The organism is Rhodoferax sp. BAB1 (genome assembly GCF_013334205.1).
Taxonomy (GTDB): domain Bacteria; phylum Pseudomonadota; class Gammaproteobacteria; order Burkholderiales; family Burkholderiaceae_C; genus Hylemonella.
Window position 1 is genome coordinate 2,461,958 of record NZ_CP054424.1, and the last position, 13,312, is coordinate 2,475,269.

The 13,312-nt window shown below is 59.7% G+C and carries 10 protein-coding genes and 1 pseudogene; 1 reads left to right on the top strand and 10 read right to left on the bottom strand.

The window, feature by feature from the left end; all coding sequences use genetic code 11:
- Positions 1–159 precede the first annotated feature (159 nt).
- From dinB to HTY51_RS11820, 6 genes and pseudogenes are all read right to left on the bottom strand, one after another.
- Positions 160–1,443, bottom strand: a complete 1,284-nt coding sequence (dinB, locus tag HTY51_RS11795) for a DNA polymerase IV (RefSeq protein ID WP_174252913.1) — start codon at positions 1,441–1,443, stop codon at positions 160–162.
- Positions 1,444–1,793: 350 nt separating this feature from the next.
- Positions 1,794–2,255: a hypothetical protein gene (locus tag HTY51_RS11800; RefSeq protein WP_174252914.1), complete on the bottom strand. Its 462-nt coding sequence runs from the start codon at positions 2,253–2,255 to the stop codon at positions 1,794–1,796.
- Entirely contained in the window at positions 2,248–4,740 is a 2,493-nt protein-coding gene (locus HTY51_RS11805) for a hypothetical protein (RefSeq protein WP_174252915.1), read from the bottom strand. Before HTY51_RS11805 ends, HTY51_RS11800 begins: the two co-directional genes overlap by 8 nt.
- Positions 4,737–6,281 carry a site-specific integrase gene (locus HTY51_RS11810; RefSeq protein ID WP_174252916.1) on the bottom strand — a complete coding sequence of 515 codons (1,545 nt, stop codon included), beginning with the start codon at positions 6,279–6,281 and terminating at the stop codon, positions 4,737–4,739. The genes HTY51_RS11805 and HTY51_RS11810 overlap by 4 nt, the downstream gene beginning before the upstream one ends.
- Positions 6,278–7,588, bottom strand: a complete 1,311-nt coding sequence (locus HTY51_RS11815; RefSeq protein ID WP_174252917.1) for a site-specific integrase — start codon at positions 7,586–7,588, stop codon at positions 6,278–6,280. Before HTY51_RS11815 ends, HTY51_RS11810 begins: the two co-directional genes overlap by 4 nt.
- 145 nt (positions 7,589–7,733) lie before the next feature.
- A pseudogene (locus HTY51_RS11820) lies at positions 7,734–8,168 on the bottom strand (DNA polymerase IV); the annotation flags it as partial.
- 86 nt (positions 8,169–8,254) lie between these two features.
- Between HTY51_RS11820 and HTY51_RS11825 the strand changes: the two are divergent.
- Positions 8,255–8,848, top strand: coding sequence for a molybdopterin-dependent oxidoreductase (locus tag HTY51_RS11825; RefSeq protein WP_174252918.1), 594 nt, complete (start codon positions 8,255–8,257; stop codon positions 8,846–8,848).
- On the opposite strand, the gene HTY51_RS11830 is transcribed toward HTY51_RS11825, so the two are convergent.
- The 4 genes from HTY51_RS11830 to argH all read right to left on the bottom strand — a co-directional run bounded on the left by HTY51_RS11830 (position 8,833) and on the right by argH (position 13,237).
- Positions 8,833–9,987: an alpha-hydroxy acid oxidase gene (locus HTY51_RS11830; RefSeq protein WP_174252919.1), complete on the bottom strand. Its 1,155-nt coding sequence runs from the start codon at positions 9,985–9,987 to the stop codon at positions 8,833–8,835. The genes HTY51_RS11825 and HTY51_RS11830 overlap by 16 nt on opposite strands.
- A 133-nt stretch (positions 9,988–10,120) precedes the next feature.
- The gene (locus tag HTY51_RS11835) at positions 10,121–11,230 is read right to left on the bottom strand and encodes a 6-phosphofructokinase (RefSeq protein ID WP_174252920.1); all 1,110 of its coding nucleotides are present in this window, start codon (positions 11,228–11,230) and stop codon (positions 10,121–10,123) included.
- A 40-nt stretch (positions 11,231–11,270) separates the two neighbouring features.
- A complete protein-coding gene (locus HTY51_RS11840; RefSeq protein WP_174252921.1) occupies positions 11,271–11,762 on the bottom strand; it encodes a hemerythrin domain-containing protein in 492 nt (163 codons plus the stop codon).
- A 17-nt stretch (positions 11,763–11,779) separates the two neighbouring features.
- On the bottom strand, positions 11,780–13,237 hold the full coding sequence (gene argH, locus HTY51_RS11845; protein ID WP_174252922.1) for an argininosuccinate lyase: 1,458 nt from the start codon (positions 13,235–13,237) through the stop codon (positions 11,780–11,782).
- Positions 13,238–13,312 lie beyond the last annotated feature (75 nt).

Genomic DNA, 13,312 nt, shown 5'->3' on the forward strand with positions numbered 1-13,312 from the left:
GAAGCGGCCCGTCAGCCTGAGAGCCCTTCAGTGGCTGGTATCGATAGGAGCGGACATTGGCGCTCCGAAACCAATTGGCAGCAGCCAGCCTTTAGTGGGTGTTGGAATTACCTTTGGCGTTGATCAAAGGACTCGGCAAACAGAAGCGCGGTGAACTGGCTAAAACAATTGCCCCGTGCGAGCTTGCGCATGCAAGTCCTGCGTCATTTCTATCACGTTGGCCGATGTTTCGATCTCCTCCCATTCGGCAAGGCGGATTAAGGTGCCAATACGCACGCCAAGCAATCGCAAACGACGCTCAAGTGGCGCGCGCTTTAGGCATTTCCCAGCAGCAGCGCGAATGACTTTTGAGTTGTCTGTGTAATGCGGAAGCGTCAAGTCACGGGTGACGCTCCTGAAGTCATCGTAGCGCAGCTTGATGCCGATGGTGCGCCCCACGTAGCCCTTGCGCTGGAGGTCGTCGGCCACGCTCTCGCAAAGGGCGGTGAAGATAGCACCGAGCTCGGACTTGTCGCGCACGGCGTGCAGGTCGCGCTCAAAGGTGGTCTCACGGCTGATCGAGACCGGCTCGCTCTCCGTCATAACGGGCCTCTCGTCGCGTCCCCAGGATGCCTCATGCAGCCAAGCGCCGTTACTTTTTCCGAAGTGGGCAATGAGCCAGTCGCGCTCACGTCCTGCGAGCTGCCCAATAGTTTCGATGCCGTAGCTCCGGAGCTTCTCATCCATCTTGGGACCAACCCCGTTGATCTTGCGGCATGCAAGAGGCCAGATTATGGACTCCAGATCCTCGCCGTGCACGATCGAGATGCCGTTCGGTTTGTTGAACTCACTGGCCATCTTTGCAAGTAGTTTGTTGGGCGCAACTCCGATGGAGCAAGTCAATCCCGTGCCTTCGAAAATTTCCTTTTGAATGAGCCGGGCCAGTACTCGTCCACCAGAGCGCTGACCACCAGGCACTTCGGAAAAATCAATAAACACCTCATCAATGCCCCGGTTCTCCATGACGGGCGCAATGTCTTTAATGATGGATTTGAAGCGTTGGGAATAGCTTCGATACTCTATAAAATCCGTTGGCAGCATGATGGCTTCGGGGCAAAGCTTTGCTGCCTTCATCATGCCCATTGCCGATCCCACACCGAATTTGCGCGCCATATATGTGGCAGTGGTTATTACGCCGCGCCCGGTGTAATCCCTAAGTCGTCCAAATCCGCTGACAGGGATTTGACTCAATGCAGCCCGCTCTGTGGCCGCATCCCACGCAGTGTTGGGGTTCATTTGCAGCTTATCTTCACGAATCCGCTGCAACGCCAGATCAATGGCGCCGCGCCCGCCGCCAACTACCACGGGAAGTCCTTTGAGTTGAGGATACCTTAGCAACTCCACAGATGCGAAAAACGCGTCCATGTCGAGGTGTGCGATGCGTCGAATTGTGGGAGAGGCCATTTCTGCGATCTATGACAAAGGACCGTCTTTGGAACGTTTGTAGTCTATGGAGTTCGCGCGACTCGCCGGCACCTTTTCGGAGGCTGAATGAGACCCCTTATATACAAGGGGAAAGAAATGGCCGAATACTGCGACGGGGGCGTCTGCCTAGCCCTACTTCAGTTCAAACTAGATTAGTCAGCAAAGCTTGTGGTCAGAACTTGGGGGTTTTATCCACAGTGCCATGTCATTTCGACATGTTTACACTGTACCGCAAGAAAATGCCGAGGTATTTCTGCGAAAAATGGCGTAGCCAATCGAGCGCAATGCAACTTCCGCGCGCCGAGGAGATCGAGCGTCGGCTACGCCTATTATTTTTCTATTGTGTCATCAAGTAGCCTACTCAGCGGCGTATTGCGTGTCCAAAGCACACTCAATTCATCGTATTGACGCTCACGAGTCGCATTCAATTCAGTTTGAAGACTGAGGATTTTGGCCTCTAGCTCCATGATGCGCGCTCTTAAAACTGCGCGAGAACTGTCTGCGTATTTTGACGAAGACTGGCGCTGCATGCGCCTTTCTACCTCGCACGCCTCCTCGTACGCCTCCCGGATCAGCCTCCGTCCGCCCCATGCCTTGGTCGATAGGGCATTGCGCTTGGGCGCAATTCGGAACTTCTTCTTGACGTGCGCCTCGATGTTCTTCCATGTAACAGGTACTTCGGCGTCGGGCAGCAGCCGCACCATCTCCACAATTTTCTTGGCGACTTCAAGCGTCAGAGTTTCCTTGCGCCCACCCTTCCGGACGCCCTTGGGCGCATTCGTACTATTCATTGCCGGCCTCGTGGTCATCGTCTCCGTCCACTTCCAACAGGTCACGCTGGTCCTGCTTACCTAACTCCGTTTGCACAAACTGCGGATACTTCAGCTCGAAAGCTTGAATACTTTCCTTCACCCCGGCCCTGCCACCGAGCCTCGCCTCTAACGCTCGCTCGTGTCCGGGGGCACCGTGGTACGAGGGGTTGTGGTACTTAATCAGGGCACCCGAACGATTGCTCTCCTTATTCAGCTGTTCAGCGAAACCAGTAAGTGCGAACGCTTCACCTAGCTTGTTGGCGAAAGATCGGTCCTTGATCTGATCATTGATTTCATGGAATCTCGCGATCAGCTCCTTGGCCATCTGCTCAGGGTTTAAGCCTTCGCGCACGAGAGTCAAGATGTGTCCGTCTAGTGTCTCAGGATTGTCAGCCAATTGCCGATGACGAGCAATCAGCAGTGCCTCCAACTGGTTCACAATACTGCGGAACACAAGATCGGCATCCTTCTTGACTCTTTCATTGGTCGGCAGATGGCCCTTCACTACCAAACCTTCATTACACGGCGCGCATTTGTAAGACCGGCACGGTCGTTCGTGGTGCTGATGAAGGCAGACCCCGTAGCGCTGCGGGTAAAGGACGATGATCTGATTCGCTGTACGTGCAACGGGCCGGTCTTCGGTTGCCTGCATGATGTCGTTCATGCTCGTGACAGCGATGTTCGCTTCACCAAGCGCCACAATCTGTGTTTTTAGCCCGTACTCATTTTCAATTGCCCCGAGCCTTTGCAGGCCCTGAGTCATGTCCCACAACTCCTTGACGTCCGGCATGGCGGCCTGATCGGCCTTGTGCTCAGCGCCTCTCAAGTCGTAGGCTTTGAGCTGATTGATGCTGAGGCGGTTGGCCCACTTGTTCGCAAGCACATCCGGTAAGCCTGAATCAAGCGCCTGTGAAGTTAACCACCGCCGCGGATCATGGGTGTTTATGTATGCCGTCTCTACGACCCCGTCCACCACCATCTTGATATCCAGCTTTTCAAACAGTGTTGGCTCTTTCTTCCAGTCACTCCGGTATTGTTTACCTGAAGATGGCTTTCTGTCATTTTCGGTCTGCCGCAAGCGAAGGACTAGCGAGTTGTATTTAATAGAACCAGGTAGGTAGGGCGTTTGCGCGCTGTCAAACAGCATCAGCATGTTAGACAAACGCCCCTGGTAGTGATTGCCACGCGTCACTCTCCGAAGGTCCTCCATCGCCTGCTTCACCCTTGCCAACAAGACAGGCTCTAGGTCGGACCATCCAACTGCCAGGATTGATTCTCTTGTGTACTTTGCGCCAGCGTACCTGTGAGTCCCGGAGTTAGTTGTCTTCTTTATGAAGCCCTTTCGGCGCAGCTCTTCCCAAATCGGTTTCACATTAGATTCTTTTTTTGCAGTCGGTTCTTGGCTTTCCAAGTTCGTGATCTTCCAAAGCGCTTTCTTATTGATATCGGTTCCTCGCAGATGCTCAAGCTCAGCGGGCAGGTACAGAACGTCAGGGCGCTCCGAGTACCAGTTCACCAGCATTCGGGAACGTTCGCCGTGCTGCCTAATGACGTCGATACACAAGTCGGCGAAGGCGATCATGAAATTGAGGATCGGTTTCCCGCCCCACGCCGCCCCTTTGGATCCTTTGACCAGCAGCATCTGATGCACCCGCTCCAAGGATTGACCATCACTGCCAACATCAGGTTCAGATGTGCGCATCATGTAATCCTCCAAAGTGAAGCGATCGTCCGCTGCCATGCAGAGCGGCTCGTTCACCCGGTTGGGACAGCACATATTGAGTCCCATCACCGCCAAGGCTACACGGTCATAAGCAGACAGCCGGTCATCGCCTCGAAACATAGCCGTCTGCGCATCTGACAGGGCTTCAATTTGCCGCTCCAGGATTGCCACTTTCTTGGCCCTGAAGTTCCTACTTGTGCTCTTGCTGAGTGCCCAAAGCTGCGATTTGGTCTGCGGCGCAATGTTCCATGCCAACCGGTCTGTGACGCCAGCAGCACCAACCAGATCGATTTGAGCACGAAGGGCCAAAAGGTTCCCGTACAGCCCGCCTGCAGTGCCTGGTGATGCTTTGGCTCGTTCAACCACGACGTCTTCAAGCTCGGTCAGATGCACCCGCCTGAGTTGGTACAGCGGCGCGTCGATTTGGGACAGGAGCCGCCATCCAGGTAACTGGCCGTATGGGTCCTTGATTTCACCCTTCAGGGCGATCTCAGCCATGATGCATTTGAGCGCCAGTGCATAGGCAGGATCCTTGCCTTCAAAGTCGGCGAGGGCTGGGGCGAAGCTAACGTCCAGGAGCTTTGTTTTGTAGCGGGTCCAAAGAGGCCAGTGGTCCGAGTCGAAGTCGATTTCTGGCCAGCGCGCATTCATGCGTGTCCTGCAGTCCTCAAGCCAGGCTTTCTGCGCCGAGCCGCGCTGCGCGATGTCCAGTTCGACGAAAACGTCTTGCCTTGCATTCAAGAACTTTCTCCTAGCCCGGCAGCCGGATTCTTCAACTGGCAAATACTGATCACCACGCGGATCGCATTTCTAAGTTGCTTGTACTTTTGAACCTCGTGTTGCAGGGCGAGCCCCTGCCCCTCGAAATCGGCGATCTCCCGATTTACCAGATCCAGGTTGATCGTGTGGTCGGCATCCCAGCACGGCCGGAACTTGTTGCAGTCGTAGCAGGCAAGTGGCGCGTACCCGCACAAGCTTTGCCTACCGCACGCCGCAGTCACCTCACGGCGTCCTGTGGCAAGGTCTTCACTGACAATGGGATTGTCCTTCGCGATCTGGTCGTGCCTGCTGATCGCCCGCGCCATTACGTCTTTGTAGACAGGAAAGTGCTGATCGAATGCCGGTTGAATTGCGTCGCTAATTCGGTCGAGAACCCCTTGAAAAAAGAGATCGACGTATCGCTGGCATGCGGCATCTGTAGCGTGTCTTAAAACTACAGCGATACTTGATGCAGAGAGCCCAGAGAGCGCGAGCTGGGTTCCTACAGTGTGCCGCAGTGCGTTGAAACTTAGGCTGCGGCGACCAAGCGTAGCGATGGGGTTTAAGTAGCTTACTCTGAAGGACCCGGAGCTCCCAGACATTCCATGATTCGCATTCGCGTGGTCATGGTGCCATGTTCCGTCGGCTTTCAGTCGTCTTGCTGGAAAGAGTGCTAGTTTGCTGAGGTCGGCTTCGTCAACCAAGTGGCCGTATCGCTGAACGACGTGCTCTCTCTGAAGTTGAAGAATCTCGCCGAGATCGGCGGTGATTTTGATGGCGAGACGGTACGGGCTGTCTACCCGAGTTTTGACGGGCAGCATGTCGAGGAACCAGGTCAACTGGCCGGTCACCTTGTTTTCATCTCGGGTTAGATCCATGAGCCTCAGCTTGCGGTAAGTCTCCGGCCGGAAGAAGACTTGGAAAGCGAGCATCGCAAACGCGTAAATCCCAATTTCGACTTCCCCGGCCTCATATGCATTTTCAACTGCAGTAAGGGTCTGGGCTACCGCAGCACGACTCAATGCTTGCGACAAAATCCGCTTGATCGCCTCGCCTCGCTCACCCCTCGCCGAGACCAAGAGAGGAAAGTCTTCTGGCCGCAAGGCTGATTCGAAGATCGACTCATTGCCTCGGTTCGCCTGAAAGAAGCGCTTGAAGCCCTGCAGATTTGATTGGGATTGTTCCTGCTTGAGGCTCTCAAGCGCAGCAAGGTACGCGAGGTCGATTTGCTCAACAACGGCAGTCGTTATCCCGGCATCCTGGCACTTGAGCAGAATGGTCCTTATGCGGGAGTACTCGTTAAATATCGTTTTAATCGATACACGGTTACGGCTGTTGATCAATGCTGTCTTCACTGCAATAAGGAAGGGCCGAGAATATCCCTTGGCAAGCATGGTGAGATCGAAGCTGAATTCTTCTGAACTCTGGTCCCTGCCATCACTCACCACGCGGGTCATAGTCCACAGCAACTCATCCTCAGTGCGGAATTGGTCCCCAGTGCTATTTGCTGCAGCCGTGTTCACGTATCCGCCTTTCGCTGCAATTTGAGACGTTCGGCTCTCATGCTTTCCCACCAATCAGCGATGTCAATGGCTGCCGCGTCGAAGGCTGCCCGGCGCGCATACAAATCCGGCATAGCGCTGTTGTTGGTCCAGCCGAAGCGATCTTTCATTTCACTCTTGGTTTGGTCACTGCCGCCTTTTTCTGCGACATAGAGTGTGGCGGCTGAGTGCCGCAATGTGTAGGCCACTAGCTCATATTCTTCGGCTTTCACATATGCATCTCCGGACTCCCTTGTCAGCATGCCCTGTTCTTGCATCCTTACCTCCGCCTCATTGAAGACGAGGCTGATGGTTTTCCTGTTTCGGATCGGACCGGCCCCCAGCACCTCAAGAAATAGGAAGCCCTTGGATTGGTTTTTTAGCCGGCGTGCCAGCAATTCGGCTCGCTCTGAACGGATGTAGTCCGATATTGCCTCCGATGTCCAAGGCCACAGCGTTATGGTGTACTGAGAGTTGTAATTGACAGAGTTGGACCGGGCTCCTTTTTGCACAGGCGTTCCTGAGGTAGGTGCCTCGTCTCTCCTGGCAATGTTGTCCTTAATCTCAAGGTAGCGGCCCTTGAAGTCCTCCAACTGAAGGTTCCCAATCGCTCCCGGTCGCAGACCTTCACAGGCGAGCAAGAACACTGCCCGATTTCGCTTCATGGTGGAACTGGCGCCCTTACCACGACCGAAGATTGCTTCTGGGTTTGAATAGGCAGCAGTCATCAGTTGCTTAAAACGCATCGTCGGAAGGGATCTCACCTGCGTCGGGTGCTTGCTTCCGGATCCCTTGATTTTGCTTTTCAAGTCATTGATGGAGGCTGCGTACCTGTCCTTCAACTCGCGGCGTGTTTGGGCAGATCGGATGCGTGGATCTAGGACAGCCACAAAGTACCAGTCGAGGAAGGTCGCGATCTGCACCAGTCGTGCACTGGCAGTAGCGCGCGTCACCGCCCCGGGTCGGTCTCTGTGAGCAACAACTTCGGTCTTGGCCAAACGAGAGAGCATTTGCGGAGTCATTGACTCGATCTCCTCCATCGGTCGATACGCCAAGTTCGCCAGCCACCCCACCTCCTGCGAGTGAAGACAGTGCCCTTCAAGTGCTCGGTGGGGCAGAGTCACTCTGAAAGCTTGTACAAAAGCTTGCAGCAGCCTTAGACCCCCGGTGACAGCCGTCCGGGTGTTGGGGTTGTCGTACTTTAAGTTGATGAATAGAGTGAATGGACCATGGAGTTCTCCAGCGTGGGTCAGTACAAGCGAGCGTCCGTTTGCTTCAACGAGTCTCATTTGAAATACTCAAAATAGATAGTCACTCATCAGCACAATGCATTGTCGATAGGATACAAACCTGCACCACATGCAAGGTCATCACTCTACCGTTTTTCGAGGTATCTGATGATTAAATACAAATGTGGGATTTGATGACTCATTGGACCTCGTCCACACCGCGGTCCTCCATCACCGGCGCGATCTCGGTGATGAGCTCCTTGAAACGGCGTGAGTACTTGCGGTATTCGTCGAAGTCCACCGGCAGCAGGATGGCCTGCGGGCATAACTTCGCAGCCTTCATCAGGCCCATGGCCGAGCCCACGCCGTACTGGCGCGCCGCATAGGTGGCGGTGGTGATGACACCGCGGCCGGTGTAGTCCTTGAGCAGGGGAAATTCCGCCACCGGGATCTCCGACAAGGGCAGATCGGCATGTTTCAGCAGCAGCGCATCGTCGGGCCGGCGCCGCGCGCCGCCGATGACCACCGGCAGGCCCTGCAGCTGCGGGTAACGCAGCAGTTCAACCGAGGCGTAGAACGCATCCATGTCGAGGTGCGCGATGCGGCGCATCGGCTGCGGAGCGGCGGAAGAGGGAGCCATCACCCGGCAAGCATAGCGTGCTGCCGCCCGGCACGGCACCTCGGCACCCGATGCAGAATGCAGGCTGCACCCGCTGCGGAGACCCCATGCAAAAACGCCATTTCCTTGCCACGGCCCTGGGTGCCAGCACACTGTCCGCGACCGCCTTCGCGGCGTCTGCCGGCCAGCGCGGCCCCACCCTGTTGACGGTGACGGGCGCCATCGGCCGCGGCAACCGCGGCCCGCTGGACCTGGCCCTGGACCAGATGATGGTCAAGCAGCAGCTGGCCTTCGACCGGGCCCACACCTTCGACTTCGAAGCCCTGCGCGCACTGCCGGCCGTGACCATCCGCCCGACCCTGGAGTACGACGCCAGGGTCCACACCCTGCGCGGGCCGCTGTTGGGCCAGGTGGTGGAGGCCACCGGCACCCGGATGGACCCCACCCTCAGGCTCGTGCTGCGCGCCATCGACGGCTACAGCGTCACGCTGACGCTGGCCCAGGTGCGCCGTTACCGCTTCATCGTGGCCACCCACCTGGACGGCCAGCCCCTGCCGCTGGGCGGCCTGGGCCCGCTGTGGGCCGTGTTCGACACCGACCGGCATGCGGATGTGATGGCCCGGCCGTTGGCCGAGCGCTACGCCCAGTGCCCCTGGGGCCTGTACCACCTGGACGTGCAGGCCACTCAGGCCGTCGGGTAGGTCCCCGGCAGCAGGATGCTGCGGTCCACCTTGTTGAGATCGGTGTGGCCGCAGAAGGCCATGGTGATGTCCAGTTCCTTGTGGATGATCTGCAGCGCCTTGCTGACGCCGGCCTCGCCCATGGCGCCCAGGCCGTAGGCCATGGCGCGGCCGATCATGGTGCCTTTCGCGCCCAGAGCCCAGGCCTTGAGCACGTCCTGGCCGGAGCGGATGCCGCCGTCCATCCAGACCTCGATCTGGCTGCCCACCTCGGCCACGATGGCCGGCAGGGCCTCGATGCTGCTTTGCGCGCCATCGAGCTGGCGGCCGCCGTGGTTGCTGACCACGATGGCATCGGCGCCGCTGGCCACGGCCAGCTTGGCATCTTCCACGTCCTGGATGCCCTTGAGGATGAGCTTGCCGCCCCACTGCTCCTTGACCCAGGCCACATCGGGCCAGGACAGGCGCGGGTCAAACTGCTCGTTGGTCCAGGCCGCGAGCGAGCGCATGTCGCTCACGCCCTTCACATGCCCCACCAGGTTGCGGAAGGTGTGGCGGCGCGTACCGGCCATGCCCAGGCACCAGCGCGGTTTGGTCATCAGGTTGAGGATGTTGGCCAGGGTGGGCTTAGGCGGTGCGGTCAGGCCGTTTTTCAGGTCCTTGTGGCGCTGGCCGATCACCTGCAGGTCCAGCGTCAGCACCAGCGCGCTGCACTTGGCGTCCTTGGCGCGCTGGATCATGCGGGCCATGGCCTCGCGGTCGCGCATCATGTAAAGCTGGAACCAGAAGGGCGCACTCGTGTTTTCCGCGATGTCCTCGATGGAGCAGATGCTCATGGTCGAGAGCGTGAAGGGGATGCCGAACTTCTCGGCCGCGCGCGCCGCGTGGATCTCGCCGTCGGCGTGCTGCATGCCCGTCAGGCCCACGGGGGCGATGGCCACCGGCATCTTGAAGTCCATGCCGATCATCTTCACCGCCGTGCTGCGGTTGTCCATGTTGACGGCCACGCGCTGGCGCAGCTTGATCTTCTGGAAATCGCTCTCGTTGGCGCGGTAGGTGCTCTCGGTCCAGGAGCCGCTGTCGGCGTAGTCGTAGAACATGCGCGGCACGCGCTTCTGGGCCAGGACCCGCAGGTCTTCGATGTTGGTGATGACGGGCATGTTGATCTCTCCGGAAAATTTGTGGTTATGGTACTTGTCAATGCGTTGAGTCTATGACCGTTCGCCCTGAGCTTGTCGAAGGGCTCTCCCAGGCTTCGACAGGTTCAGCCCGAACGGGAAACCTTGCACACCATCAGTCGCCAAGGCAGATGCCCAGGTCGCGCGCGGTCTGTACGGTGTCGCCATCCAGCGGCACGGCCTTCATGCGGCCGGCCACCTCGGTCAGCGGCACGTAGATGACGTTGGGATGGGACAGCGCCACCATCACACCCGAGTGCCCCTCGTCCAGCGCACGCACGGCCGCCGTGCCGAAACGCTTGGCCGCCAGCCGGTCGAAGGTGGTGGGGCTGCCACCGCGCAGCAGGTGCCCCAGCACCACCACGCGTGCGTCCTTGCCCGTGCGCTGCGCCAGTTCTCTGGCCACCTGCTCGCCGATGCCGCCCAGGCGCTCGGCGTGGCCCGCCTCGGCCGCGGCCAGCAGGGCACGCTGGCCCTTGCGGGCTTGCGCGCCTTCGGCCACCACCACCAGCGAGTAGAGGCGGCCGTGGGCCTCGCGCTCGCGGATGGCGGCCGCCACCTTCTCGATGTCGTACGGGATCTCGGGCATCAGGATGGCATGCGCGCCGCCCGAGATGCCCGCGTGCAGGGCAATCCAGCCCGCGTAGCGCCCCATCACCTCCACCACCATCACGCGCTGGTGGCTCTCGGCCGTGCTGTGCAGGCGGTCCAGGCACTCGGTGGCAAAGGACACCGCGGTGTCGAAACCGAAGGTGGTGTGCGTCTTGTCCAGGTCGTTGTCGATGGTCTTGGGCACACCCACCACGCGCAGACCACGCCGGTGCAGCTCGTGGCCGATGGTCAGCGTGCCGTCGCCGCCCGCGATGACCAGGGCGTCGATGCCCTCGCGTTGAAAATAGTCCAGGATCTCGCCGGAGCGGTCCACCTCGACCACGCTGCCGTCGGCCTGGCGCACGGGGAAGTGGAAAGGGTCGCCCTTGTTGGTGGTGCCCAGGATGGTGCCGCCCAGATGGGCAATGCCGCGCACCCGGTCGCGGGTGAGCAGCTCCACGCCGCCCTGGGCGTAGTGCTGCGGCGCCAGGATGCCGTTGAATCCGTCGCGTATGCCCACGCACTCCCAGCCGCGGTTGGCCGCGGCCCAGACCACGGAACTGATGACGGCGTTCAGGCCCGGGGCGTCACCGCCCCCGGTGCTGATGGCGATGCGTCGGATGGGCTGTTTCATGGGCATCTCGCTGAGGATCCTGAAATGCCCTGGAGCTGCATCAGGCGCAGGCCTGGCCGGGTTCATGCCCGCAGGACGGCACAGCTGCTTGCGTCGCGGCGGGCGCGCCGTCCCTGAAAGTCTCGGTCGTGGTGTCGTAGCCCTTTTCCTGCAGGTAGCTCACCAGGCCGGCGTCCATGCTGTTGGCATGCGAGGGAAACCACTCGACCAGGGCCTCGATCATGCTGCCGATGTATTCCATTTCGCCATTCAGTGCGCGGCGCTCGACTTCCTGCATCACCTGCAACACGCTGGCGTGCTGGCCGAAGTGGCAAAAGTCGGGCTGGATGCCGCAGGCGAGCATCCAGCGCTCTTCCTGGGCGAAGTGCTCGACGGTGTGCGCCAGCAGTTCCTGGTAGACGGCGAGCTTGCGCTCCAGGGGGGCGGCCGTGGTCGCGTTCACCAGGGCTATGAACTCCTGGTGGGTGTGGTCGGTGCGCGCGTCACCGAGCACCAGTTCTTCGGTCCAGCTCAGGGTATGGGTGGCAGACATCGTGGCTCTTTCGGGGTTCAGAGGGCCGCCAGGCGGGCCTGGTGGCGCTCGATCTGCGCCTTGACCTGGACCGGCGCGGTGCCGCCCAGGGTGTGGCGCGCGTTGAGCGAGCCGCGCAGCGAGAGCACGTCGTAGACGTCCTTCTCGATGTTCTTGTTGAACTGCTGCAGCACGGTGAGCGGCAGTTCGGACAGGTCGCAGGCGTGGCTGATGGCGGCCTTCACGGCGTGGGCCACGGTCTCGTGCGCGTCACGGAAGGGCAGGCCCTTTTTGACCAGGTAGTCGGCCAGGTCGGTGGCGGTGGCGTAGCCCTTGAGGGCGGCCTGTTCCATGGCGGGGGCGTTGACGGTGATGCCGCCTTCGAGCTGGCCGGTTTCTGGATTGAGCTGGCCACCCACCATCTCGGTGAAAATGCGCAGCGTGTCCTTCAGGGTGTCCACCGTGTCGAACAGCGGCTCCTTGTCTTCCTGGTTGTCCTTGTTGTAGGCCAGGGGCTGGCCCTTCATCAGGGTGATCAGACCCATGAGGTGGCCGACCACACGGCCGGTCTTGCCGCGCGCGAGTTCGGGCACGTCCGGGTTCTTCTTCTGCGGCATGATGGAACTGCCGGTGGTGAAGCGGTCTGCGATTTTGATGAAACCGAAGTTCTGGCTCATCCAGAGGATCAGTTCTTCGCTCAGGCGGCTGATGTGCACCATGACCAGCGAGGCCGCGGCCGTGAATTCGATGGCGAAGTCGCGGTCGCTCACCGCGTCCAGGCTGTTCTGGCAGACGCAGGCATCACCGTTCTCATCCACCATGCCCAGGGTGCGGGCCACGCGCTCGCGGTCCAGCGGGTAGCTCGTTCCCGCCAGGGCGGCTGCCCCGAGGGGCAGGCGATTGACGCGGCGGCGCACGTCGGCCATGCGCTCGGCGTCGCGCGCGAACATTTCCACATAGGCCAGCATGTGGTGGCCAAAGCTCACGGGCTGGGCCACCTGCAGGTGGGTGAAACCGGGCAGGATGACGTCCACGTTCTGCCCGGCCACCGTGACCAGGGCTTTCTGCAGGTCGGTCAGCAGGTCGCTGATGAGGTCGATCTCGGTGCGCAGCCACAGGCGCACGTCGGTGGCCACCTGGTCATTGCGGCTGCGGCCGGTGTGCAGGCGCTTGCCGGCGTCGCCGACCAGCTGGGTCAGGCGCGCCTCGATGTTGAGGTGCACGTCTTCCAGGTCCAGCTTCCACTCGAACTTGCCGGTCTCGATCTCGGCCACGATCTGGGCCATGCCGTCGCGGATGGCGGCCAGGTCGGCCGCGCCGATGATGCCCTGGGCGGCCAGCATCTCGGCGTGCGCCAGGCTGCCCGTGATGTCGGCATGCCACAGGCGTTTGTCGAAAAAGACGCTGGCCGTGTAACGCTTGACCAGATCGCTCATGGGCTCGGAGAACAGCGCCGACCAGGCTTGTGATTTCTTGTCGAGTTGGTTTTGTGACATGGCGGGCGGGCGTTTAAGGCAAAGGTGGGCAGGGCTGGCGTGATAGCCATTGTGCGACCACGGTCATTTCACCAA

Coding starts and splice junctions, on each gene's coding strand:
- dinB (WP_174252913.1), bottom strand. CDS start 1,443: ATGGCCTCTCCCACAATTCGACGCATCGCACACCTCGACATGGACGCG.
- HTY51_RS11800 (WP_174252914.1), bottom strand. CDS start 2,255: ATGAATAGTACGAATGCGCCCAAGGGCGTCCGGAAGGGTGGGCGCAAG.
- HTY51_RS11840 (WP_174252921.1), bottom strand. CDS start 11,762: ATGTCTGCCACCCATACCCTGAGCTGGACCGAAGAACTGGTGCTCGGT.
- HTY51_RS11825 (WP_174252918.1), top strand. CDS start 8,255: ATGCAAAAACGCCATTTCCTTGCCACGGCCCTGGGTGCCAGCACACTG.
- HTY51_RS11830 (WP_174252919.1), bottom strand. CDS start 9,987: ATGCCCGTCATCACCAACATCGAAGACCTGCGGGTCCTGGCCCAGAAG.
- argH (WP_174252922.1), bottom strand. CDS start 13,237: ATGTCACAAAACCAACTCGACAAGAAATCACAAGCCTGGTCGGCGCTG.
- HTY51_RS11835 (WP_174252920.1), bottom strand. CDS start 11,230: ATGAAACAGCCCATCCGACGCATCGCCATCAGCACCGGGGGCGGTGAC.
- HTY51_RS11815 (WP_174252917.1), bottom strand. CDS start 7,588: ATGAGACTCGTTGAAGCAAACGGACGCTCGCTTGTACTGACCCACGCT.